Here is a 23,444-nt window from a genome sequence, read left to right on the forward strand (position 1 = left end):
AAACGCTGCGTGACAGAAAACGAAGGCCGCCGGTTCAGGGCGGCGGCCGGGAAAGGCGGACATTTTACGCGATCATCGGCCGACGCACGCGGCGGCCGTCAGCGGATCACGCCGCAGGCCAGCGCGGGCCCCGCGCCGTGCTGCGGAAACGCGGGATCGCTCGGGTCGCGGTGCACCAGCGCCGCACGGTTCATCGCCGAGCGCACGCCGTCGAGGGCCAGATCGGGCGCGACGATGAAACCGGCCGCGACGCCGTTCGCGTCCGCATGGATGTTGCCGAGATCGCCGGCGACGCGCGCACCGGCGCGCAGGCGGTCGGCGGCCGGTGCGAACACCTGGCCGGCGCTCGAGCCGTCGCCTGCGTTGCAGTCGCCCCGTTCGTGCACCTGCAGCGCATGATCGCTGTTCGGCGGCAGGCCGGCCAGGTTGTAGGTGACCTGGACGCCGTCCGGGCGCTCGACGAACGTCACCGCGCCGCGCGCCTGCGCGCCGACCGTCGGCTGCAGTTGTGCGTCGGCCCGTTTTTCGTGCGACGAGGAAAAGGAGGTACAGCCGGCCAGCAGGCCCAGCGCGGCGGCGGCCAGCAGCGCGCGCTGCGCGCGGCCGGCGCGCACGCCGTGATGTCGTTGTTTCATTCAATCCTCATGCCGGCTGGCGGCCGTTTGACACGACGGCCGCGCCGGGCGGGAAAAGGGACCCGGGAAAAGTCGCCATGATACCGCGCCTCGCGGCGCCGTAAACAGCCTGAGGCCCCGCCCCGCAAGGGTTTTACGTATTTTGAACAACGATCGACGGGAACTTCGACGTCATGTCGCGCGATCGCTCGGCAATCGCCAGCGCGACGCCGCGCGCGATATCGCGGTAGCGGCGCGCCAGCGCGCCTTCGGAATCGGCCGCCACCGTCGGCGTGCCGCTGTCGGCGCGCTCGCGGATCGCGATGTCGAGCGGCAGGCTGCCGAGCACGTTCACGTCGTAGTCCTTCGCCATCCGCTCCGCGCCGCCGGCGCCGAAGATGTGCTCTTCGTGGCCGCAGTTCGAGCAGATGTGGATGCTCATGTTCTCGACGATGCCGAGAATCGGGATCCCGACCTTCTCGAACATCTTCAGCCCCTTCTTCGCGTCGAGCAGCGCGATGTCCTGCGGCGTCGTGACGATCACCGCGCCCGTGACGGGCACGCGCTGCGCGAGCGTGAGCTGGATGTCGCCGGTGCCGGGCGGCATGTCGACGATCAGGTAGTCGAGATCGCGCCAGTTGGTCTGGCGCAGCAGCTGTTCGAGCGCGGAGGTCGCCATCGGGCCGCGCCACACCATCGGGTTGTCTTCCTCGATCAGGAAGCCGATCGAGTTCGCCTGCAGCCCGTGGCCGACGAGCGGGTTCATCGACTGGTTGTCCGGCGACTCGGGGCGCTGGCCGTGGATGCCGAGCATCGTCGGCAGCGACGGGCCGTAGATGTCGGCGTCGAGGATGCCGACCGACGCGCCCTCCGCGGCGAGCGCGAGCGCGAGGTTCACGGCCGTCGTGCTCTTGCCGACGCCGCCCTTGCCCGACGCGACCGCAACGATGTTCTTCACGTTCGGCAACAGCTTCACGCCGCGCTGCACCGTGTGCGCGACGATTTCCTGCGACACGGCGACGCGTGCGTCGCGGACGCCCGGCACGGCCTGGAGCGCTGCGACGACGCGCGCACGCACGTCGTCGTGCTGGCTGCGCGCGGGGTAACCGAGCACCACGTCGAGCGTCACGACATCGCCGTCGATCGCGACATTGCGCACGCCCTTGTTCGCCGCATACGGGCGGCCGGTATTGGGGTCGACGACTGCCGCCAGTGCGGCGTCGACTTGTGCCCGGTCAATGCTCATCGAAACTCCATGAAAACGTTTTTCTCGCGTGTAATCGTCAAAAAATATCAAATTACGCTGCGAAAAGCGGGAAAAGTGAAAGAATCTGTTGCACGCCATTGCGCGAACGCGCGACCCGGCGCACTCTTCGCGTGCGGCATGCTATGGGGCCAAATCGGCCACCTACCGCCTATATTGTAGAGGCTGACGCGTCGCCCTGCCCGAACAGCCACGCTGACGGACAGGGCATGCGGCCACCTCGGCGGCTGCCGCGAGCGCAGGCCTGCCCTCCTTTTTCGGGCGGCCCGCGCAGGGAGCCGTAACTGTTGTTGTCGTCGTTGTCGACTCGTTCAACCAAGAGAGGAATCCAAGATGAACATGAAAATCGCGACCCGCTTGTCCGTCTTCGCATTGGCCGGCGCACTGCTGGCAGGCTGCGCCACGCAGCAAGGCAACAACACGGCCGTCGGTACCGGCACGGGTGCTGCGCTGGGCGCGGGCATCGGCGCGCTGGCGGGCGGCGGCAAGGGTGCGGCGATCGGCGCAGGCGTCGGCGCACTGGTCGGCGGCGTGACGGGCTACAACTGGCAGGCGATCAAGAACAAGCTCGCACCGTCGGCAGCGAAGACGGGCACGCAGGTCACCGAACAGCCGGACGGCTCGCTGAAGCTGAACGTGCCGAGCTCGGTCACGTTCGCGACGAACCAGTACGCGATCACGCCGGCCTTCACGCCGCTGCTGAACGACCTGGCCACGACGCTGAACCAGAACCCGCAAGTGACGGCTTCGGTCGTCGGCTATACGGACAGCACGGGTTCGCAGCAGCTGAACCAGACGCTGTCGCAGAACCGTGCGCAGAGCGTCGTCAACGCGCTGGTGCAGCGCGGCGTCGCCGGCGGCCGCCTGGCGGCACAGGGCATGGGCCCGTCGAACCCGATCGCGGACAATGCGACCGAAGCAGGCCGCGCACAAAACCGTCGCGTCGAAATCTACCTGCGCGCCGCGCAGCAGTAAGCATCGCCACGAGAGGAGCGGGGCTGCTCGTGGCACGCAGCCCCGCCGGACAAGGCTTCCGGCGGGTCCGGTAACAAATCGAAAAAATTTTCGAACTTCTGTCGCAGGCCGCGGTCAGTATTTACGGTACGCGGCTGGCGCTGCCGGCGCGTCACCATTCTCCTCTTGTCGTTGTTGCTCCGGGGCCGTATCCGCCCCGGTTTTTTTTGCCCGCAGAATTCGTGCTGCGTTGCAGCACAAGACCATGGGGCATGCCGCTTGCGCGGCCCCGCCCGCTCCGCGGCGCCCGCCCGCCGCGCTGGCGCGCGCCCCTGCTAGAATCGCACTTTCCCGTCGTTTTTCCGCTGTTCCTCTACAGACCCTATGTCCGCATCCGACCTCACTTCCGTGCAGGCTGCGGCGCCGCAAGGCAGCCGCCAGATCCTCGTCACGTCCGCACTGCCCTATGCCAACGGGCAGATCCACATCGGCCACCTGGTCGAGTACATCCAGACCGACATCTGGGTGCGGACGCTGCGAATGCATGGCCATGAGGTCTACTACATCGGTGCCGACGACACACACGGCACGCCGATCATGCTGCGCGCGGAGAAGGAAGGCCTGACCCCGAAGCAGCTGATCGACCGCGTGTGGACCGAACACAAGCGCGACTTCGACAGCTTCGGCGTGTCGTTCGACAATTTCTACTCGACCGATTCGGACGAGAACCGCGTGCTGAGCGAGAAGATCTACCTCGCGCTGCAGGACGCCGGCCTGATCGCCGAGCGCGAGATCGAGCAGGCATACGACCCGGTCAAGGAAATGTTCCTGCCGGACCGCTTCATCAAGGGCGAGTGCCCGAAGTGCCACGCGAAGGATCAATACGGCGACAACTGCGAAGTGTGCGGTTCGACCTACCTGCCGACCGAATTGCTGAACCCGTATTCGGTCGTGTCGGGCGCGACGCCGGTGCGCAAGACGTCGAAGCACTACTTCTTCCGCCTGTCCGACCCGCGCTGCGAGTCGTTCCTGCGCGAATGGGTGAGCGGCCTCGCGCAGCCCGAAGCGACCAACAAGATGCGCGAATGGCTCGGCGACGCCGGCGAAGCCAAGCTCGCCGACTGGGACATCTCGCGCGACGCGCCGTACTTCGGCTTCGAGATCCCGGGCGCGCCCGGCAAGTACTTCTATGTATGGCTCGACGCGCCGGTCGGCTACTACGCGAGCTTCAAGAACCTGTGCGACCGCAACGGCATCGACTTCGATGCGTGGATCCGTCCGGGCACGAAGGCCGAGCAGTACCACTTCATCGGCAAGGACATCCTGTACTTCCACACGCTGTTCTGGCCCGCGATGCTCGAGTTCTCGGGCCACCGCACGCCGACCAACGTGTTCGCGCACGGCTTCCTGACGGTCGACGGCGCGAAGATGTCGAAATCGCGCGGCACGTTCATCACCGCGCAGAGCTACATCGACACGGGCCTGAACCCCGAATGGCTGCGCTACTACTTCGCCGCGAAGCTGAACGCGACGATGGAAGACATCGACCTGAACCTCGACGACTTCCAGGCGCGCGTGAACAGCGACCTCGTCGGCAAGTACGTGAACATCGCGAGCCGCGCAGCCGGCTTCCTGATCAAGCGTTTCGACGGCCGCGTGCAGGACAGCGCGATGAACCACCCGCTCGTCGCGAAGCTGCGCGATGCGATTCCGCAGATCGCCGCGCACTACGAAGCACGCGAATACGGCCGCGCACTGCGCCACACGATGGAGCTCGCGGACGAAGTGAACGCGTACGTCGACGGCGCGAAGCCGTGGGATCTCGCGAAGGATCCGGCCAACGCGGTCGCGCTGCATGAAACCTGCAGCGTGAGCCTCGAGTCGTTCCGCCTGCTGTCGCTCGCGCTGAAGCCGGTGATGCCGCGTGTCGCCGAAGCCGTCGAGGCGTTCTTCGGGATCGCGCCGCTCGCGTGGGCCGATGCCGCGAAGCCGCTGTCGTCGGCGCAGCCGATCAAGGCGTACCAGCACCTGATGACGCGCGTCGATCCGAAGCAGATCGAGGCGCTGCTCGCCGCGAACCGCGATTCGCTGCAGGCCGAGGCCACCGGCGCGGCCGCCGCGAGCGCCAATGCCGCGAAGGGCGCGAAGAACAGCGCAAAGGCGAACGCGAAGCAGGCGGTCGTGAACGGCGCCGACGACGCACCGATCTCGATCGACGATTTCGCGAAGATCGACCTGCGCATCGCGAAGATCGTCGCGTGCCAGGCCGTCGAAGGCTCGGACAAGCTGCTGCAGCTCACGCTCGACGTCGGCGAGGAAAAGACCCGCAACGTGTTCTCGGGCATCAAGTCCGCGTACCAGCCGGAGCAACTCGTCGGCAAGCTGACCGTGATGGTCGCGAACCTCGCGCCGCGCAAGATGAAGTTCGGCCTGTCCGAAGGGATGGTGCTCGCCGCGTCTGCTACCGACGAGAAGGCGGAACCGGGTCTCTACATCCTCGAGCCGCACAGCGGCGCGAAGCCCGGCATGCGCGTGAAGTAAGTCAGACGCGCGGCTGCTTGCGCAAAAAAAGCCCCGAAGGCCGCCTGGCGTTCGGGGCTTTTTTCATGGCTGCTCGGTACGCCGCGTGCGCGCGGCGTCACTGCCGAACCAGCGATCGAAACGCCGCGTGTAGTTCAGGTCGACGCCCTGGAACGTGCCGCCGTACGCGGACACCGACCAGAAGCGCGTCAGGTTGATCGTCGCCTTGAACGCGTTGGCTGCCGACTGCAGCCCCTGCTCGAAGCCGAGCACGAACCGCTCGTTGATCGCCTTCGACACGAGCACGACCTGCGGATCGGTCAGGCCGACTTCGCTGCGGCCGACCGACACCTCGTCGAGACCGAAGGTCTGCGCGACGCGCTTGCCGGTCACGCTGCCGAGCAGCCCGAGCGCCGCCGTCATCGCGCCCTGCTGGCCGACGTTGTTGCCCTGGTCGGTGCCGTGCCCGAACAGCAGCCACGACAGCTTTTCGTTGTCCGTGACGTTCGGCTCCGACACGAGCTTGACCGTCGGCGACTGGATCATGCCCGTCACCTGCACGCCGGCCTCGACCTCCTGGTTGCGCCGCATCGCGAGGATGTTGACGCCCGGGTTCGACACCGGGCCGTTGAACGTGAAGAAGCCGTTCTCGATCGCGAGCTTGCGGCCGAACGCCGTGTACGTCGACCCTTCCGTCACGCGCACGTTGCCGACCGCGCGCAGCGGCACGCCCGGCGCGCTCATCACGGTGATCGTGCCGCGCAGGCCGAGATCCGCGCCGTGCCCCTTGAAGCGGAAGTTGTTGCCGAGGCCGATGTCGATGTTCGCGCGCGGCGCGAGCGACGGCGCGGGCTTGTCCTCGACCGGCTTCGGCTTCGCGACCGCGGTGCCCGTCGGCGTCTCGCCGCGCACCGTGCCGTCCGGCTGCACGATCACGACGTCGTCCGACAGGTGCGGCGCCGATTCCTCGGGCAGGTCGAACAGCGCGCGGTCGACCACGAACTTGCCGTCGATCGACAGCGCGCCGCGCGGCCCGTCGTTCGCGACGGTGGCCTTGCCCGACAGCGACAGCTTGCGGTCCGGCGCCGCGAACAGTTCGAGCTTGTCCGCGACGATGCTCGCGGTCAGGTCGGGCGCCTCGCCGTCGAGCCGCACGCGGCCGAGCGCGCGCAGCGTGCCGTCGCCGCCGTGGAACTCGACCTGCTGGAATTCGACGAGGTTGTCCGACAGCTTCACGCGCACGATGCCGTCCTTCAGCTGCACGCCCTGGTCGATGAGCGTCGCGGACAGATCGTCGCCCGTCAGCATCCCCGACAGGTTCGGCTTCACCGGCGTGCCGGCGACGGTCAGCTTCAGCGCCGCGCGCCCGCCCAAGAGATAGCTCGGCCCGAACAGGTTGCCGGTCGTCTTCAATGCGGGGATGTCGGCGTCGATGCGGCCCGACAGCGGACCGTCGTTGACGACGCCGAACACGCCGTCGTGCAGCGCGAACGGCACCGTGACGTTCGCGTCGAGCGTGCCGATCCGGCTCGCCTTCGCGAGTGCCGTCACGTTGAGCCGGTTGCCGGGCGTGAAGCTCGCGCGCGCGGACAGGTCGGTCAGCCCGAGCGACGCGATGCCGCGCCCGCTCTCGATCGTCACGTCGCCGCCGCGGCGCTTCACCTGCACGTAACCCGTCGCATTCGCGCCGAGCGAGAAGTCCCAGTCGGCGTCGAGCACGACGTCGGTGCGCACCGGCGGCCGCTGGCCCGTCAGTTCCTGGCGCACCTCGAGGAAACGCGCGACCGACGCGCCGCTCACCGAACCGGCCGAGCGCATCTGGCCGTGATCGAACACGAACGACTTCAGGTCGATCGCCGCGCCTTCGAGCGTGAGCCGCGTCGCGCCGAGCGTCACGCGGCCGGCGCCGGCCGACACCGTCAGCGGCGCCTGCAGCGCGACAGCCGGCGTGCCGCGATTGGCCAGACGCGTGACGGTGCCGTCCCAGCGCATGCCGTCGCGGTTTTCGACCACGCCGCCGTTCGCCGCGAGCGTCACGTCGATCACGCGGCCGCCGGCCATCCCGAGCGCCGACGCGTCGAGCGTGTGCTTCGCGCGCGTGCCGTCGAGGTTCGCGCGCAGCGATTTCAGCTGCAGCGAGCCGAGCGCGATGTCGGACGCGTCGGCCGTGAACACGAGCGCGCCGTGGGCGCCGTCGCGGATGTCCGCGCGGCCCTGCGCGGTGCCGATCCGGTTCGAGCCGACGACGACGTGCTCGGCCTTGTAGGTGGCCGTCACGTTCGGATGCGCGAAGCTGCCCGTCAAATCGCCCTGCGCCTGCACGAGCCCTTGGACGCCGAAGCCGAGCCGGTCGAGCTGCGGTGCGTCGACGACGAAGCGCAGCCGGTCGCCGGGCGCGCCGAAGCTGCCGCGCAGGCCGACGTGGTTGCCCGCGATCGACAGCGTCGCGTTGCTCGGCAGGATGCGCGAACCGGCGAGCTGCACGACGCCTGCGCCCGTCAGCGGCACACCGTCGTACAGGCTGTCGCCGAGCTTGAAGGTCGCCTTCGTCGAGACCTGCGGCGCAAACGCGCCCGATGCCGTCAGCGTGCCCGACACGCGCGTCTCGCCGCGCTTGGCCGGCGCCTTGGCGGCCTTCGCGGGTGTCTTGCCGCCGGCCGCCTTCGGCGCGCTCATCGCGGCGAGCAGCAGCGGATCGAACGCCGTCAGCGTCGCCTTCGCGTCGTAGCTCGAATGCGCGTCGTGGCGGAACACGCCCGTCAAATCGATGCGGCCCTTGCCCGCCGTCACGCGCGTATCGGTCAGCACGGTCTGCTGCGGCGTCAGCGCGACCTTTGCACGCGCACCCAGCGCGAGCTTCGGATCGTTCAGGTTGAAATCGACGGTCGTCACGTCGCCCGCGAGCGTCACGCCGAGCGGCCCGCCGAGGCGCATCGGCCGCAGCTCGGCGACGAACGCGTTCAGGTCGAGGTTCGCGACCTTCAGGTCGAAGCGGCCCTTGCCGCCCGTGAGCGTGCCGCCGCCCGTCACGCTGCCGTCGCGGATCAGTTTCAGCGCGAGATCGTCGATCCGCTGCGCGTGCGCGTCGAGATGCACGGTCGCATGCGCGTCGATCACCGGCAGCAGATGGTCGCCGAGCGTGCCCGGTTTCGCGTTGACGATCGACACGGGGCCCGTCACCGCGAATCCCTTCGCGGGCGCCGCGCCGGCCGGCGCGCTCACCGGCGCGAGTTCCGCGCGCACCGCGAGATCGGCCGCCGGTGCACCGGGCGACAGCGCCTGCGGGTTCACGTGGTCGAACGCGAGCGACGCGCGCGTGAGCGGCACCGCGCCGAACGGCGCGGCCTCGACGTGCGCGCGCCCGTTCAACTTCATCCCGCTCGCGTCGACGTCGGCGACGAGCGCCTCGAGCGAACCCGACACACGAGCCCGCGCGTCGACCGGCTCGTCCGACAGCTTGCCCGCGTAGGTGGCTTCGCCGGTCAGCGCGAACGGCTTCACGCCGTCGAGCTTCGCGCGCGCGGTCAGCGCGCCGTACGGCGTGTCGACGCCGTCGAGCACGAGTTCATGGTGACGGCCGTCGCTGCGGCCGTTCAGCGCGAGGTGATCGAGCTGCGTCGTCGAGCCGCCTTCGTGGATCGCGAGGCGATCGACGCGCAGGTCGTCGATCCGCAACTGCAGCGGCAGGCTCAGGTCCTGCGGCGTCGTGCTCGGGGTCGACGGCCCCGGCGCAATCCGCACGTCGATCGTGCCGGCGCGCAGATAGGCGATCGACAGCCGCCACGGCGCACGCGTCAATGCCCAGCGGCCGTCGAGCCGGTCGATGCGAACCTCGGTGCCCGAACCGTCGGGGCTCGTCCACGCGAAGCCGCGCAGCCGCACGCCGGTCGCGAGCGAGCCGCCTTCGAGCGTGCCCGCGAGCCGCGTGCCGAGCAGCTTGCCGGCCACCTGCCACGCGAGCCGCGTGCCGCGCTCGGTCGTCACCGCGCCTACCACGAGCCCCGCCGCCAGCACGACGAGCAGCACGACCGTCGCGAGCGTCCATGCGACGACGCGCACCGCCCGGCCGCGGCGCGGCGCGCGCGGCGGCGTGTCGGGCGCGCCGTCGGGCGAGTCCGGATCGTGAGGCGGCGGCGTGTCGTTCGGGTCCTTCGTCATGCGGTTCGTCGTCGATGAAGCGGTACGGTCAGAAAGCGATGCCGAGCGTCAGGTACGGGCGCACGCTATGGTTGCGCAGCCCGTACGCGACGTCGACGTTGATCGGGCCGACGGGGCTGCGCCAGCGCGCGCCGACGCCGACACCCGGGTAGAACACCTTCTCGCCCCACGCATCGGTCGCGGTGCCGATGTCGAAGAACGTCGCGGCGCCCCAGTCGCGGTTGAACCAGTGCTGGTATTCGGCGGTGCCCGTCACCAGGTACTTGGTCGGCAGCACGGAACCGTCGACGCTGTTGCCGATGCTCTGGTAGCCGTAGCCGCGCACCGAGTTCGAGCCGCCCGCGCGGAACAGCAGCGACGCCGGCACGCCGGTCGAGCTGCCGCCCGTGAACACGCCGCCGAGCTCCGCACGGAACACGAACAGGTCGCGCTTGCCGACCGGCAGGTACTGCTGGCCGCGCGCGTAGCCGCGGATGAAGGTCTGGTCGGTCAGCACGCCCTTGACCGCGAAGCCGGCCTCCGCGTGGATCAGGTTGCCCGAACGCGGAAACAGCGGATCGTCGACGTTGCGGCGCGTCCATGCCCATTGCGGCACCAGCGCGCGGCTCGTGGTCGGCCCCGCGCCGTTCTGGTCGAGCCGGTCCTGGTAGAACATCAGCGAATACGAATAGTCGATGAACTGACCGGTGCGCGTGCGCTGCGCGCCCACCCGCGCGCTGTAGATGCGCGTGTCCGACACGTTGGTGTTCGTGTACGACGCGAGCACGCTGTTGGTCCAGCCCTTCTCGCCCGGCGGCATCGACAGCTGGACCTGCCCGTACTGCTGGATCTGGTCGAGCCGGCCCGACACCGTCAGCGGCCACGCGGCGCCGAACGTGTCGAGATACGTGTACGAGCCCTGCACGTGCGGGCCCGTATCGGTCGCGAAGCCGACGCCGCCGCGGATGTTGTTGTACGGGAACTCGCTGACCTTCACGTGCACGGGCGTGCGCTCGGGCTTCGCCGTATCGTCGCCGACGTCGATCGCGACGCTCGCGTAGTAAGGCGTGTTCTGCAGCTGCCGCTGCAGTTCGGTGATCCGCTGCACGTCGTAGATCTCGCCTTCCGACAGCGGATTGACGTTCGTGACGATCTTCTCCGGATAGCGGCGCACGCCGTCGACGTCGACCTTGCCGATCGTGAACGTCGGGCCGCTGTCGAACGTGACGGCGAGCGTCGCGCGCTGCGTGCGCGGATCGATGCGCGCCTCGGACGACGCGATCTTCGCGCCGAGATAGCGGCGCGCCTGCAGTTGCCGGAGCGCCGCGCCCTTCGCGCCGTCCCAGTCGGACTGCGTGAACGGGTCGCCGGGCTTCAGCGAGAACGCGAAACGCGTCGCGGCCTCCTGCTTCGGATCCTCGGTCTCGACGGGCCCCTTGAACGTCAGGTCGACCGTCGACACGACGGTCTGCTTGCCGGGATCGACCGCGATGCGTACGTCGCGCTTGCCGTCGCGCGTGCGCACGTCGGTACGCACGACCGGCGAGAAATAGCCGGCCGTCGCGGTCAGGTCGCGCACCTGCTGCGGGGTGGCCGTGACGAGGAAGTCGAACTGGTCGTCGCTGATGTCGTCGCGCTTCGCGAAGCGCGCGATGTCGAGATGCGTCTTGAGGAGCTTGCGGATCGAGCGCGGCGCGTCGATATCGACGTCGTACTTCGCGTGCGCCGGCAGCGCGAAGCACGCGGCGAGGCACCCGGCGAGGGTCGCCCGTGCGATGCCGGCCGCGGCGCCGGCGCGACTGCGTGCCGCGCTCGGGCCCGCGTCCTGCGCAGTAGGTGCTTGCTGGTTCGACTGCCCCGCCAAATATGACCTCGCCGTGCTGGATTGTTACGGTTTCGTGGAAAACCCTGTATTTGACCACAGGGTGCGGGCGCCAAAGCCAAACGATTGTGAAAGAGTGCGAAGCCCCGGCGCGACCGCCGCACGCGGCACTCGGGTGCCGACCCGCGGATTCGACGCGCGATTGGCGCCGGCTGTTCCCCGCGATGCGGTAAAATCCCGCCATCGCGAATCCGGCGCATCGTGCGCCGCCCGAAACGGAAGATCCAGCCATGCCGTACCAGTCCGACGTCACGCAGTTCCTGAACCAGCTCAAGCAGCAGAAGCCGACGCTCGAGGAAGAGCAGCGCAAGGGCCGTTCCCTGCTGTGGGACAAGCAGCCGATCGATCTCGAAGAGCGCGCCGAGCAGCAGGAATCGCGCGTGAAGCAAACGTCGTACGTCTACTACCAGAACTTCTGACGACGTGAGCGCCGCCGACGAGGCCAGCGCCGCCCGGCAGGACGACGCGGTCGCCGCGCCCGCGGGCGCCGATTCGACGCCCGACACGGTCGACGGTGTCGCGGCGTTCGCTCGCCTGTACGGCGAGCCGCTCTTCAAGCTGCCGCAGGATCTGTACATCCCGCCCGATGCGCTCGAGATCTTCCTCGAGACGTTCGAAGGCCCGCTCGACCTGCTGCTGTACCTGATCCGCAAGCAGAACTTCAACGTGCTCGACATCCCGATGGCGCAGGTCACCGCGCAATATCTGGGCTACGTCGACCAGATCCGCACGTCGAACCTCGAGCTGGCGGCCGAGTACCTGCTGATGGCCGCGATGCTGATCGAGATCAAGTCGCGGATGCTGCTGCCGGTCAAGAAGGCCGACACCGGCGAGGAAGCGGAAGATCCCCGTGCCGAACTCGTGCGCCGCCTGCTCGAATACGAGCAGATGAAGCTCGCCGCGCAGCGGCTCGACCAGCTGCCGCAGCTCGGCCGCGACTTCCTGCGCGCCGAGGTCTACATCGAGCAGAGCATCACGCCGCGCTTCCCCGACGTGAACTCGGACGACCTGCGCGCCGCGTGGGCCGACGTGCTCAAGCGCGCGAAGCTCGTCCAGCACCACAAGATCTCCCGCGAGGAGTTGTCGGTGCGCGAACACATGAGCCTGATCCTGCGCCGGCTGCAGAACGCGCGCTTCATGGAGTTCGCCGACCTGTTCGACACGTCGCGCGGCGTGCCGGTCGTCGTCGTGAACTTCATCGCGATGCTCGAACTCGCGCGCGAATCGCTCGTCGAGATCACGCAGCCGGAACCGTTCGCGCCGATCTACGTGCGCCTCGCTTACCTGCCCGCGTAACACCGGCCCCGCCCGCCGCATCCCGCTCCCCGGTTCGTCCCGACGCAGGCCGCTTCGCGGCGGCGGCTGGTCGTCCGGCGGGTTTCCGGCACGCTCCGGTAAAAAGTGAACGATCGTTCTTTTATCAATGCGTCAGGCGGCCAAATCCTCTACAATCCGCCGACGCCCGATGCGCCGCCTGCGCGCCGGCGTTGTCCGCTTCGACCCCGACGCCGCTGCTGCGGCGCCAACGCGCGCATGCGCGAGGAACCCGCTACCCGATCATGAAAGTCATCAGCTCGATCCATGAACTGCGCGACCAGCTGCGCGGACAGAACCGCACGGCGTTCGTGCCGACGATGGGCAACCTGCACGAAGGGCACCTGTCGCTGATGCGCCTCGCGCGCCAGCACGGCGATCCGGTCGTGGCGAGCATCTTCGTCAACCGGCTGCAGTTCGGCCCGAACGAGGATTTCGACAAGTACCCGCGCACGCTGCAGGACGATATCGAGAAGCTGCAGAAGGAAAACGTCTACGTGCTGTTCGCGCCGACCGAGCGCGACATGTACCCGGAACCGCAGGAATATCGCGTGCTGCCGCCGGACGACCTCGGCGGGATTCTCGAGGGCGAGTTCCGTCCCGGTTTCTTCGCCGGCGTATGCACGGTCGTCACGAAGCTGATGTCCTGCGTGCAGCCGCGCGTCGCCGTGTTCGGCAAGAAGGATTACCAGCAGCTGATGATCGTGCGCCGGATGTGCCAGCAGCTCGCGCTGCCGGTCGAGATCGTCGCGGCCGAGACCGTGCGCGACGAGGACGGCCTCGCGCTGTCGTCGCGCAACCGCTACCTGACGACCGACGAGCGCAAGGAGGCGCCCGAACTGGCGAAAACGCTGCAGCGCGTGCGCGACAGCGTGCTCGGCGGCGAGCGCGACCTCGGCAAGCTCGAGCAGCATGCGCATGCGCACCTGGCCGAACGCGGCTGGGTGCCCGACTACATCGCGATCCGCCGCCGCGCGAACCTGATCGCGCCGAGCGCCGCCGAACTCGAGGCCGGCGAACCGCTCGTCGTGCTCGCGGCCGCGAAGCTCGGCGCGACGCGCCTCATCGACAATCTGGAAATCTGACGGGCGGCCCGCCCGCGCCTCTCACGACGCATCACGGAGACACCATGCAGCGCCACATGCTCAAATCGAAGATCCACCGTGCGGCGGTCACGCACTGCGAACTGCATTACGAAGGTTCGTGCGCGATCGACGAAGACCTGCTCGAAGCGGCCGGCCTCATCGAAAACGAACGGATCGACATCTGGAACATCAACAACGGCGAGCGCTTCTCGACGTACGCGATCAAGGGCGAGCGCGGCAGCGGGATGATCTCGCTGAACGGCTCGGCCGCGCGCCGTGCGCAGCTCGGCGACCTCGTGATCATCGCGGCGTTCGCGATGGTCGACGAAGCCGAACTGCAGGCCGGCTGGAAGCCGAAGCTCGTATTCATCGACGACGGCAACAAAATCAAGGGCCACCGCGATCACGTGCCGACGCAGAACTGGACCTGATCCGGCTGCTGCCTACAGACAAAGGGCCGGATCTCGTGGTGCACGGGATCCGGCCCTTCTCATTTCGCCACGCGCACGCGCGCCGGCCGCGCGCTCAGGACGACCTGGCGACCTTCTCGGCCTTTTCAGCCTTCGGCGCACGGCGCTCGGCCCATTCGACGATCGGCCGCCACTGTTCGAGATCCTTCTCGACGCGGCTCTTCGCGACGTCCCACAGCGTCAGGCCGTGCGCGGCGATCTGCACGTAGTTCTGCGTGTCGCGCACGTAGCCGAGCACCGGCAGGCCGAGCCCCTCGACGAACCGGTGCAGCTGGTCGGACGAGCGCGTGCGCGCATCGACCCGCATCCCGACGATCCCGACCTCGACGCTGCCCTTGCGCACGGCCTTCTCGCCGGCCAGGCGCTCCAGAAACTGCTGGGTCGCGAGGATATCGAACATCGACGGCTGGAGCGGCACGATCACCTTGTCGGCCAGCTGCAGCGCGACGTTGAGCCGGGTGCCGTGCAGGCCGGCCGGCGTATCGATCACCGCATATTCGAGGCCGCGCGGCGGCTTCGACGGCGCGTCCGGGTCGAGATCCCACGCCTCGATCGGCGGCAGGCCTGCCGGCCGCAGGTCGAGCCACGCATGCGCGGACTGCTGCCGGTCCAGGTCGGCGAGCGCGACCCACGCGCCCTGCGCCGCGAAATAGCCGGCAAGATTGGTGGACAGCGTGCTCTTCCCCACGCCGCCCTTCGGATTCGCCACCACGATCACCGTCATGAATTCCCCCGAAAAAGCCGCGCAGCGCCGGCCGCATGGCCGACGCCGCTCGATTGCGGATACAGGGAGCGATGATATCGGCAAACGGGGTGTCACCGGAACGGGTTGCGCCGATCCGCCCGCCGCTTTCGCCTGCCTTACACGCGCTGGACCGCGGCCGCCCGCGCGCCGATCGCGAATGCACCGCCGCCCAGCAGCGCCTGCACGGCGAGCGTGACGGCCCAGAACGCCGGATATTCCCAGCCGCCGTTCGGCGACGCGAAGCTCCAGCCGTGCGGCAGATGCGCGGCGGTCGCGCCGAGCATGAACGGAAGCAGCACGAGCGCGGCGACCCGCACGCGGAAGCCCGCGAGCAGCGCGAGACCGCCCGCCAGTTCGACGAACGTCGTCAGGTACGCGAGCCAGCCCGGCAGGCCGATCGACACGAAAAATTGCGCGGTGCCGGGCAGCGTGAAGACAAACACCTTCTGCGCAACGTGCGCGAGGTACAGCACGCCGAGCGCGACACGCAGCAGCGTCGCGGCAAAATCGTTCAGGCGATTGGCGTTCATGGCGGATTCCTTCGTGAGTGGATGAGAATGGCTCACACTCTATTCAAATCGATTTCGCCGATAAACACGCCAATCCGCTTTAACTGATTCCCATAAGGAATGAATCGAGTCAAAAAAAGGGCATGACCGATCATGCCCTTGCGATACGTCAGTAGCCGCTCTTGCCTTGTGTGGCGTCGCCGGATCCGGACTGGCCGCCCGGCGCGGACGAATCGCACGCGTGCGCCACCGCGGACACGCCCAGCAGCGCCGCAAGCAGCGCGCCCAACCACCATCGAGCCTTCATCGTCGCCCTCCTCCGGGCGGACCTCCGCCCTCCTCTGTTGTACGCGATCGGGCGGAAAATGCGAGGGCCGCCCGCGCGCACGTCAACGAAATTCGGCGTACAGCGTGTCGAGGTCGAGATGGGCGGCGAACGTGTCGGCCAGCCGCTCGAGCGACGCCTCGCGCAGCGCCGGATAGTCGATGCGTTCCGCGCCGTCGAGCCCGGCCCACGCGAGCAGCGCCGCGCATGCGTCGGGCGCGTCGAACAGCCCGTGCACGTAGGTCGCGAGGATCTGGCCGTCGGCAGACACCGCACCGTCGGCACGCGTGCCGCCCTGCGCACCGTCCGCCGCCAGCATCAGCGCGGGTGCCGCGAGCGCGGGCCCGCGCGTGTCGCCCATGTGGATCTCGTAGCCGCGCACGGCGGCGGCGCCCGGCAGCGCAAGCTGCCCCGTCACGTTCTTCAGCGTCTTGTCGGGCTGCAGCGTCGTGTCGAAATCGAGCAGCGCGAGCCCCGGCACGCTGCCGGGCACGCCTTCGAGGCCGAGCGGATCGTCGAGCGTGCGGCCGAGCATCTGCATGCCGCCGCAGATGCCGATCACCTTGCCGCCGTAGCGCAGGTGGCGACGGATCACCGCATCCCAGCCCGCGTCGCGCAGCCACGCGAGGTCGCGCTGCACGCTCTTCGAACCGGGCAGGATCAGCAGGTCGGCGTCCGGCACGGGGCCGCTCTTCCAGTACGTGAATTCGACTTGCGGATGCGCGCGCAGCGGATCGAAATCCGTGTGATTGCTGATGCGCGGCAGCGCGGGCACGACGACGCGCAGCACGCCGGCGTCGCTGCGCGCGGCGTCGCTGCGCGCCTGCGCGGGCAGCATGTCCTCGGCATCGAGCAGCAGCCCGTGCAGGTACGGCAGCACGCCGAACACGGGCTTGCCCGTCTGCGCGCGCAGCCAGTCGAGCCCCGGTTCGAGCAGCTTGATGTCGCCGCGGAAGCGATTGATCACGAAACCGCGCACGCGTGCGCGTTCGCTGTCCGACAGGCACGCGAGCGTGCCGACCAGGTGCGCGAACACGCCGCCGCGGTCGATGTCGGCGACGAGCACGACCGGACAGTCGACGCGCTCGGCGAAGCCCATGTTGGCGATGTCGCCTTCGCGCAGGTTGATCTCGGCCGGGCTGCCGGCGCCTTCGACGATCACCGTGTCGTAACCGGCGCGCAGGCGTGCGTACGACTCGAGCACCGCATCGAACGCAACCGGCTTGTAGTCGTGATACGCGCGTGCATCGAGGTTCATGCGCGCCTTGCCGTGAATGATCACCTGCGCGCCGCGATCGCTCGTCGGCTTCAGCAGCACGGGGTTGAAATCCGTATGCGGCGCAACGCCCGCGGCCAGCGCCTGCAGCGCCTGTGCACGGCCGATCTCGCCGCCGTCGGCCGTCACCGCGCTGTTGAGCGCCATGTTCTGCGGCTTGAACGGCGCCACGCGTGCGCCGGCGCGACGCGCGAGGCGGCACAGGCCCGCGACGAGCGTGCTCTTGCCCGCGTCGGAGGTCGTGCCCTGGATCATCAGCGTGCCGCGCGGCCGCGGCTCGGGTGCATTCATCGTGTGAAGGTCATTGCGAAGCGAAGGCCGCATTATCGCCCGCGACAGGCCGCCCGCGCCGTTACAATCACGCGATGATTCCGCACGACCTCACCTTCGTCCTCGGCGGCGCGCGCTCGGGCAAGAGCGCCCATGCCGAGCAGCTCGCCGCCGCCAGCGGCCGCCCCGTCACCTACATCGCGACCGCGACCGCCGCCGATGCCGAATTCGCGCAGCGCATCGCGCATCATCGCGCGCGGCGGCCGGCCGACTGGGGCTTCGCCGACGCCCCCGTCGACCTCGCCGGCACGCTCGCGCGGCTCGACGATCCGCACGCGTGCCTGCTCGTCGACTGCCTGACGCTGTGGCTCACGAACCTGCTGTGCCCGGCCGACGGCGAACCGCTCGACGATGCGCAGTACGCGGTCCAGGTCGACCGGCTCGAGCACGCATTGCGCGGCGCACGCGCGAAAGTGATCGTCGTCAGCAACGAGATCGGGCTCGGCGTCGTGCCGCTCGGGTCGGTCACGCGCCGCTACGTCGACGAGCTCGGGCGCCTGAACCAGCGTGTCGCCGCGCTCGCGACACGCGTGACGCTGCTCGTCGCGGGGCTGCCGCTCGACCTCAAGGCGGGAGCGCCGTCATGCTGATGCTGTCGCTGCCCGTCGTCGCGATGCTCGCGGTCGCGGCCGCGATCGTCGACCGCGCAATCGGCGAGCCGGCCGGCTGGCATCCGCTCGTCGCGTTCGGCCGCCTCGCCGCACGCATCGAAGGCGCGCTGAACACGGGCCGGCGCGGCCGCATGGTCGGCGTCACCGCGTGGCTCGCGGCCGTCGTGCCGCCGGTGGCCGTCGCGGCGTGGCTCGTCACCGTGCTGCCGTGGCCGCTCGCGGCGGCACTGCACGTCGCGCTGCTGTGGTTCGCGCTCGGCGCGAAGAGCCTCGCCGACCATGTCGCGCCGATCGCCGCCGCGCTGCTGCGGCACGACCTCGCGGCTGCGCGCACGCTGACCGCGCGCATCGTGTCGCGCGATACGAGCGACGCCGATGAAGGCGCGCTGTCGCGCGCGGCCGTCGAATCCGCGCTCGAGAACGGCAACGATGCAATCTTCGGCGCGCTGTTCTGGTTCGTCGTCGCGGGCGGTCCCGGCGCGCTGCTGTTCCGGCTTGCGAACACGCTCGACGCGATGTGGGGTTACCGCACGCCGCGCTTCCTGACCTTCGGCTGGGCCGCCGCGCGTCTCGACGATGCGCTGAACTGGCTGCCCGCGCGCCTCACGGCCGCAAGCTACGCACTGCTCGGCGATACCGCCTCCGCATGGCGCTGCTGGCGCACGCAGGCGCGTCACTGGGACAGCCCGAACGCGGGGCCCGTGATGGCAGCAGGCGCCGGCAGCCTGAACGTGCAGCTCGGCGGCCCGGCCGTCTATCACGGCGAGATCGAGGATCGTCCGGCGCTCGGTACCGGCGCGTCTGCCACCGCCCTCCACATCGTCGCCGCGCTGTCGCTCGTCACGCGCACGCTTGCCCTGTGGCTCGCGCTGCTGGTCGCGAGCGGCGCACTCGCCATGGCTACCCATCATGTCTGATACACGCATCGCGCACGGCGGCAACCTGCATGAAGCCGCCCGCCGCCACGGCATTCCGTACGACGCGTGGCTCGACCTGTCGACCGGGATCAATCCGGTCGGCTATCCGGTGCCGCCCGTCCCGGCCGACGCGTGGCGCCGGCTGCCCGACGACGGCGACGGCCTCGCGGCCCGCGCCGCGCAGTACTACCACGCGCCCGATCCCGCCCACGTGTTGCCGGTTGCCGGCAGCCAGGCCGCGATCCGCGCATTGCCCGCGTTGCTGCCAGCCGGCGACGCCGGCGTCGCGGCGCTCGCGTACGGCGAATACGCGCCCGCCTTCGCGCGCCACGGCCATCGCGTCGTGCCGCTCGACATCGGTGCCGATACGCTGCCGGCGACGCTGCGTCACGTCATCGTCGGGAATCCGAACAACCCGACCGCCGAGTTCGTGCCGGCCGGGCGCCTGCTCGGCTGGCATGCGCAGCTCGCGGCGCGCGGCGGCACGCTGATCGTCGACGAGGCGTTCGCCGATACGGGCGCATCGCAGTCGCTCGCGCCGCAGGTCGATCGCCCGGGGCTTGTCGTGCTGCGCTCGGTCGGCAAGTTCTACGGGCTCGCCGGCATCCGCGCGGGATTCGTGCTCGCGTGCCCCGACCGGATCGTCGCGTTGCGCGACATACTTGGCGCGTGGACAGTCGGCGGTCCCGCACGTCACGCGGTGACCGCGGCGTTCGCCGATCGCGCGTGGCAGGCCGCCGCCCGCGAACGGCTCGCGGCCGACGGCGAACGTCTGGCGGCATTGCTGCGCGCGCACGGCTTCGCGGTTCGCGCGACGCCGCTCTTCAGCTGGACCGACGATCCGCGCGCCGCGGCGCTGCATGCGGCCCTCGCGACGCACGGAATCTGGACGCGGCACTTCCCGACGCCATCGAGCGTGCGCGTCGGCCTGCCGGGCAGCGAAGCCGAATGGCAGCGCCTCGGCGATGCGCTCGCGCACTGCGTGCCGCTGCTGCAACCGGCATCCGCATGATTCCTCGCACGTTTCACCGGCTCGCGCCGGCCGCGACGGCGGCCGCGCTCGCTTACGCGCCGCTCGCTCACGCCGAGGTGTCGGCGCGCGACGACGCCGGCAATGCCGTCACGCTGCCTGCGCCCGCGCGACGCGTGATCAGCCTCGCGCCACATGCGACCGAACTCGTCTACGCGGCCGGCGGCGGCGCGAAGCTCGTCGGCACCGTGACCTACAGCGACTATCCGCCCGCCGCGCAAGCGGTGCCGCGCGTGGGCGACAACAAGGCGCTCGACCTCGAACGGATCGCCGCACTGAAACCCGACCTGATCGTCGTCTGGCGGCACGGCAACGCCGAGCGGCAGACCGACGCGCTGCGCGCGCTACACATCCCGCTGTTCTTCAGCGAACCGAAGCATCTCGACGACGTGTCGTCGTCGCTGCGCCGGCTCGGCACGCTGCTCGGCACGCAGCCGGCGGCCGATGCGGCCGCGGCCGCCTATGCGCGCGATATCGCGGCGCTGCGCGCACGCTATGCGGCGCGCGCGCCCGTCACGATGTTCTTCCAGGTCTGGGACCGGCCGCTGACGACGCTCAACGGCACGCACCTGATCAACGAAGTGATCGAGCTGTGCGGCGGCCGCAACGTGTTTGCGTCGCTCAAGCCGCTCGCACCGACCGTCACCGACGAGGCCGTGCTCGCGGCGAATCCGGAAGCAATCGTGACGACCGGCGCCGGTGCGACGCGTTCGAACGAACCGCTGCCGAGCCTGGCGCGCTGGCGCGCGTGGCCCGCGCTGACGGCCGTGGCGCGCAACAACCTGTTCGCGATCGACGGCGACCTGCTGACGCGGCCGTCGCCGCGGATCGCACAGGGCGCGGCGGCGCTGTGCGAGGATCTCGATGCCGCGCGTGCACGGCGGCCGGCGCGCTGATTTTCGGCGACTCGCGCGTTCATCGCACACCGGCGAACGGTGTGAACGGTGCGACCGATGCCCGAGACTGACCTGACCGCACGTCGTGCCGCTCACCTGCAGGCGCCGGCGTGTCTATTCGTCCCAGCGAACGACTTCCCACGTTCGCGCGGCGGCGTCCGCGCGCAGCCAGACCACGCCGCCCGTCGGCACCGGCCGTGACAACAGCGTTTCGAGCGGGACACGCAATACGTGCGACGCGAACGCGCGGACCACACCCGCATGCGTGACGACCCATTGCGATTCGTCGAACTGCGCAATCGCATCAGCCTGCCGTGCGACCCGCGCGACGAACCGTGCAACGCTTTCGCCGCCGTGCGCGCATGCATGCATCAGGTCGGCGGCCCACGCATCGAGCGCCGCGCGATCGATGTCGTCCCAGCGCTGCATTTCCCACGCGCCGAAGTCCATTTCCTGCCAGTCGGCATCGCACCGCAACGGCACATCGAATGCCTGCGCGAGCCGTTCGGCAACCGACAGGCAGCGCGTCGACGGGCTCGTCAGGACCTGTGCGGGCAACGGCGCGCCGAGTGCCGACAGATGCGCACGCACGGCCTGCACGCCGGCATCGGCCGGCGCGGCGAGCGGCACGTCGCTGCGACCGTAGCAGATGCCCGGCTCGACACCGACGGCCGGATGACGGATCAGGACGACGTCCATCCGAGCACCACGAGATAGATCGCCAGTTCGCACAGTTGCTGCGCGAAGCCGAGACAGTCGCCCGTATAACCGCCGATCCGCTTCACGAAATAGCGGGCGGCCCACGCGCGCACGAGCACGAGCGCCACGCACACCGCGATGCCCATGCGCCAGTCGGGCCAGAACAGCCAGGGCAATCCGAATGCAGCCGCGACGCCCGCCGCGCGACCGCCCATCCGCTGCGCGACGGGCTTCGCCTTGCCTTCGGACCGCACGTAGTCGAGCGTCATCAGCAGGCTCACGGCGGCCGCGCGGCTTGCCGCATGCGCGGCGATCATCGTCCATGCGGCGCGCAGCGGCAGCATCGACGCAAGCGCCTGCCATTTCAGGCCGAGCGTGATCACGAGCGCGACCGCGCCGAACGTGCCGATCCGCGAGTCGTGCATGATGCGCAGCACGTCGTCGCGCGTATAGCCGCCGCCGAACGCATCGCAACTGTCGGCGAGGCCGTCCTCGTGGAATGCGCCGGTCGCGAGCAGCGTCGCGGCCATCGACAGCCCGACCGCGATCGACGGCGGCAGCACGCGCAGCGCGACGAGATAGACGAGCGCGCCCCACGCGCCGACGCACGCGCCGACGAACGGGAAATACCGCGCAGCCTGGTCGAGATCGCCGGCCGCGTAACCGATCGAACGCGGCACCGGCACGCGCGTGAAATAGCCGAGCGCGACGAAGAAGTAGCGCAGTTCGGCCCGCACGCCGCGCGCGCGGTCAGGCGTCACGATCGTCGACGCCGGCGGATTCGAAGCTCGCCATCTCGCTGAGGAAGGCGGCCGCGGCGCGCACCAGCGGCAGCGCGAGCGCCGCACCGGTGCCTTCGCCGAGCCGCAGGTCGAGCGCGAGCAGCGGCTTCGCGCCGAAATGTTCGAGCATGCGCCGGTGGCCGGCCTCGTGCGACGTATGCGAGAACACGCAGTAGTCGCGCACACCGGGCGCGATGCGCTCGGCGACGAGCAGCGCGGCCGTCGCGATGAAGCCGTCGACGAGGATCGTCATCCGCTCGCTCGCGGCCGCGAGATACGCGCCCGTCATCATCGCGATCTCGAAGCCGCCGAACGTCGCGAGCACGTCGAGCGGCGCGATCGCGTGCGAGTGCTTGACGAGCGCACGGCCGAGCACCGCGCGCTTGTGCGCGAGGCCCTGGTCGTCGAGGCCCGTGCCGCGCCCGACGCACGCGTCGATCGGCACGTCGAGCAGGCGGCTCATCAGGCACGCGGCCGACGACGTGTTCGCGATCCCCATCTCGCCGAATCCGATCACGTTCGTGCCGAGCGACGCATGCAGGCGCACGCGCGCCGCACCGGCGGCCAGCGCCGTCATCGCCTCGTCGCGCGACATCGCCGGCTCCGCCACGAAGTTGCGCGTGCCGCGCGCGACCGGCACCGACACCAGCCGGTCGGACAGCGGCAACGGCGACGCGACGCCCGCATCGACGATCTCGAGCGTGCTCTGCGCGACGCCCGAGAACGCGTTGATCGCCGCGCCGCCGGCCAGGAAGTTCGCGACCATCTGCGCGGTCACCGCCTGCGGATAGGGGCTCACGCCCTCGGCCGCGATCCCGTGGTCGCCGGCGAACACGATCGTCACCGGGCGCTGCACGACCGGCCGCTCGGTGTGCTGGATCAGGCCGATCTGCAGCGCGACCGCCTCGAGCTGGCCGAGGCTGCCGGGCGGCTTGGTCTTGTGGTCGATCACATGCTGCAGGCGTGTGCGCAGCGCGTCGTCGAGCGGCGCGATCGCGGGCGGGAAGTGGGTCGGAGTCGTCATCGGGGAGCCGTGTCGTGGGCGCGGCACGCGCCGCGCATCGAAGGAATCGGAACAGGATAG

21 protein-coding genes are annotated in these 23,444 nt (G+C 69.6%); 10 read left to right on the forward strand and 11 right to left on the reverse strand.

Annotated elements, in window-relative coordinates; translation table 11 throughout:
* Nucleotides 1-98 precede the first annotated feature (98 nt).
* Together sodC and apbC are read right to left on the reverse strand one after the other, a co-directional pair.
* A complete protein-coding gene (sodC, locus tag AC5LXX_RS12590) occupies nt 99-635 on the reverse strand; it encodes a superoxide dismutase [Cu-Zn] (RefSeq protein WP_124452809.1) in 537 nt (178 codons plus the stop codon).
* A gap of 133 nt (nt 636-768) precedes the next feature.
* The gene (apbC, locus tag AC5LXX_RS12595; protein WP_493409661.1) at nt 769-1,860 is read right to left on the reverse strand and encodes an iron-sulfur cluster carrier protein ApbC; all 1,092 of its coding nucleotides are present in this window, start codon (nt 1,858-1,860) and stop codon (nt 769-771) included.
* 351 nt (nt 1,861-2,211) lie between these two features.
* Here apbC and AC5LXX_RS12600 point away from each other — a divergent pair, with 351 nt between their 5' ends.
* The gene (locus tag AC5LXX_RS12600) at nt 2,212-2,853 is read left to right on the forward strand and encodes a YiaD family glycine zipper/OmpA-like lipoprotein (protein WP_044847722.1); all 642 of its coding nucleotides are present in this window, start codon (nt 2,212-2,214) and stop codon (nt 2,851-2,853) included.
* A gap of 363 nt (nt 2,854-3,216) precedes the next feature.
* Nucleotides 3,217-5,373, forward strand: a complete 2,157-nt coding sequence (gene metG, locus AC5LXX_RS12605) for a methionine--tRNA ligase (RefSeq protein ID WP_493409662.1) — start codon at nt 3,217-3,219, stop codon at nt 5,371-5,373.
* Between the two features lie 63 nt (nt 5,374-5,436).
* On the opposite strand, the gene AC5LXX_RS12610 is transcribed toward metG, so the two are convergent.
* Both AC5LXX_RS12610 and AC5LXX_RS12615 read right to left on the reverse strand, forming a co-directional pair.
* Nucleotides 5,437-9,510, reverse strand: coding sequence for a translocation/assembly module TamB domain-containing protein (locus AC5LXX_RS12610; protein WP_493409663.1), 4,074 nt, complete (start codon nt 9,508-9,510; stop codon nt 5,437-5,439).
* 28 nt (nt 9,511-9,538) lie between these two features.
* The gene (locus tag AC5LXX_RS12615; protein ID WP_493409664.1) at nt 9,539-11,353 is read right to left on the reverse strand and encodes an autotransporter assembly complex protein TamA; all 1,815 of its coding nucleotides are present in this window, start codon (nt 11,351-11,353) and stop codon (nt 9,539-9,541) included.
* Between the two features lie 248 nt (nt 11,354-11,601).
* Here AC5LXX_RS12615 and AC5LXX_RS12620 point away from each other — a divergent pair, with 248 nt between their 5' ends.
* The 4 genes from AC5LXX_RS12620 (at nt 11,602) to panD (ending at nt 14,201) form a co-directional block, all read left to right on the forward strand.
* Entirely contained in the window at nt 11,602-11,790 is a 189-nt protein-coding gene (locus tag AC5LXX_RS12620; protein WP_006478107.1) for a DUF3460 family protein, read from the forward strand.
* Nucleotides 11,791-11,794: 4 nt separating this feature from the next.
* The gene (locus tag AC5LXX_RS12625) at nt 11,795-12,667 is read left to right on the forward strand and encodes a segregation and condensation protein A (RefSeq protein WP_493409665.1); all 873 of its coding nucleotides are present in this window, start codon (nt 11,795-11,797) and stop codon (nt 12,665-12,667) included.
* 263 nt (nt 12,668-12,930) lie between these two features.
* On the forward strand, nt 12,931-13,770 hold the full coding sequence (gene panC / locus AC5LXX_RS12630; RefSeq protein WP_493409666.1) for a pantoate--beta-alanine ligase: 840 nt from the start codon (nt 12,931-12,933) through the stop codon (nt 13,768-13,770).
* Nucleotides 13,771-13,814: 44 nt separating this feature from the next.
* Nucleotides 13,815-14,201, forward strand: coding sequence for an aspartate 1-decarboxylase (gene panD / locus AC5LXX_RS12635; protein WP_011545962.1), 387 nt, complete (start codon nt 13,815-13,817; stop codon nt 14,199-14,201).
* A gap of 94 nt (nt 14,202-14,295) precedes the next feature.
* On the opposite strand, the gene AC5LXX_RS12640 is transcribed toward panD, so the two are convergent.
* From AC5LXX_RS12640 to AC5LXX_RS12655, 4 genes are all read right to left on the reverse strand, one after another.
* On the reverse strand, nt 14,296-14,964 hold the full coding sequence (locus AC5LXX_RS12640) for a ParA family protein (protein WP_124456154.1): 669 nt from the start codon (nt 14,962-14,964) through the stop codon (nt 14,296-14,298).
* Nucleotides 14,965-15,101: 137 nt separating this feature from the next.
* Nucleotides 15,102-15,515, reverse strand: coding sequence for a DoxX family protein (locus AC5LXX_RS12645; RefSeq protein ID WP_124456155.1), 414 nt, complete (start codon nt 15,513-15,515; stop codon nt 15,102-15,104).
* A 148-nt stretch (nt 15,516-15,663) separates the two neighbouring features.
* Nucleotides 15,664-15,801 carry a hypothetical protein gene (locus tag AC5LXX_RS12650; protein ID WP_185658262.1) on the reverse strand — a complete coding sequence of 46 codons (138 nt, stop codon included), beginning with the start codon at nt 15,799-15,801 and terminating at the stop codon, nt 15,664-15,666.
* A gap of 82 nt (nt 15,802-15,883) precedes the next feature.
* Complete coding sequence (locus AC5LXX_RS12655) at nt 15,884-17,386, reverse strand: cobyric acid synthase (protein WP_493409667.1); 1,503 nt, start codon at nt 17,384-17,386, stop codon at nt 15,884-15,886.
* A 74-nt stretch (nt 17,387-17,460) separates the two neighbouring features.
* On the opposite strand from AC5LXX_RS12655, the gene cobU reads away from it, so the two are divergent.
* From cobU to AC5LXX_RS12675, 4 genes are read left to right on the forward strand one after another with little or no spacing between them, the layout of a single operon-like run.
* Nucleotides 17,461-18,015 (forward strand): bifunctional adenosylcobinamide kinase/adenosylcobinamide-phosphate guanylyltransferase, encoded by a 555-nt coding sequence (cobU, locus tag AC5LXX_RS12660; protein ID WP_493409668.1) that lies wholly within the window; start codon nt 17,461-17,463, stop codon nt 18,013-18,015.
* On the forward strand, nt 18,009-18,953 hold the full coding sequence (cbiB, locus tag AC5LXX_RS12665; RefSeq protein ID WP_493409669.1) for an adenosylcobinamide-phosphate synthase CbiB: 945 nt from the start codon (nt 18,009-18,011) through the stop codon (nt 18,951-18,953). Before cobU ends, cbiB begins: the two co-directional genes overlap by 7 nt.
* On the forward strand, nt 18,946-19,965 hold the full coding sequence (gene cobD / locus AC5LXX_RS12670) for a threonine-phosphate decarboxylase CobD (RefSeq protein WP_493409670.1): 1,020 nt from the start codon (nt 18,946-18,948) through the stop codon (nt 19,963-19,965). Before cbiB ends, cobD begins: the two co-directional genes overlap by 8 nt.
* On the forward strand, nt 19,962-20,879 hold the full coding sequence (locus AC5LXX_RS12675) for a cobalamin-binding protein (RefSeq protein ID WP_493409671.1): 918 nt from the start codon (nt 19,962-19,964) through the stop codon (nt 20,877-20,879). The genes cobD and AC5LXX_RS12675 overlap by 4 nt, the downstream gene beginning before the upstream one ends.
* A 114-nt stretch (nt 20,880-20,993) precedes the next feature.
* Here the strand turns inward: AC5LXX_RS12675 and cobC are convergent, their stop codons facing one another.
* Genes cobC through cobT form a run of 3 tightly spaced genes read right to left on the reverse strand, consistent with a single transcriptional unit; the run spans nt 20,994 to nt 23,384 of the window.
* Entirely contained in the window at nt 20,994-21,578 is a 585-nt protein-coding gene (gene cobC, locus AC5LXX_RS12680; protein ID WP_493409672.1) for an alpha-ribazole phosphatase, read from the reverse strand.
* The gene (locus AC5LXX_RS12685; RefSeq protein WP_493409673.1) at nt 21,563-22,339 is read right to left on the reverse strand and encodes an adenosylcobinamide-GDP ribazoletransferase; all 777 of its coding nucleotides are present in this window, start codon (nt 22,337-22,339) and stop codon (nt 21,563-21,565) included. The genes cobC and AC5LXX_RS12685 overlap by 16 nt, the downstream gene beginning before the upstream one ends.
* Nucleotides 22,329-23,384 (reverse strand): nicotinate-nucleotide--dimethylbenzimidazole phosphoribosyltransferase, encoded by a 1,056-nt coding sequence (gene cobT / locus AC5LXX_RS12690; protein WP_493409674.1) that lies wholly within the window; start codon nt 23,382-23,384, stop codon nt 22,329-22,331. The genes AC5LXX_RS12685 and cobT overlap by 11 nt, the downstream gene beginning before the upstream one ends.
* Nucleotides 23,385-23,444 lie beyond the last annotated feature (60 nt).

The organism is Burkholderia torrens (genome assembly GCF_984668525.1).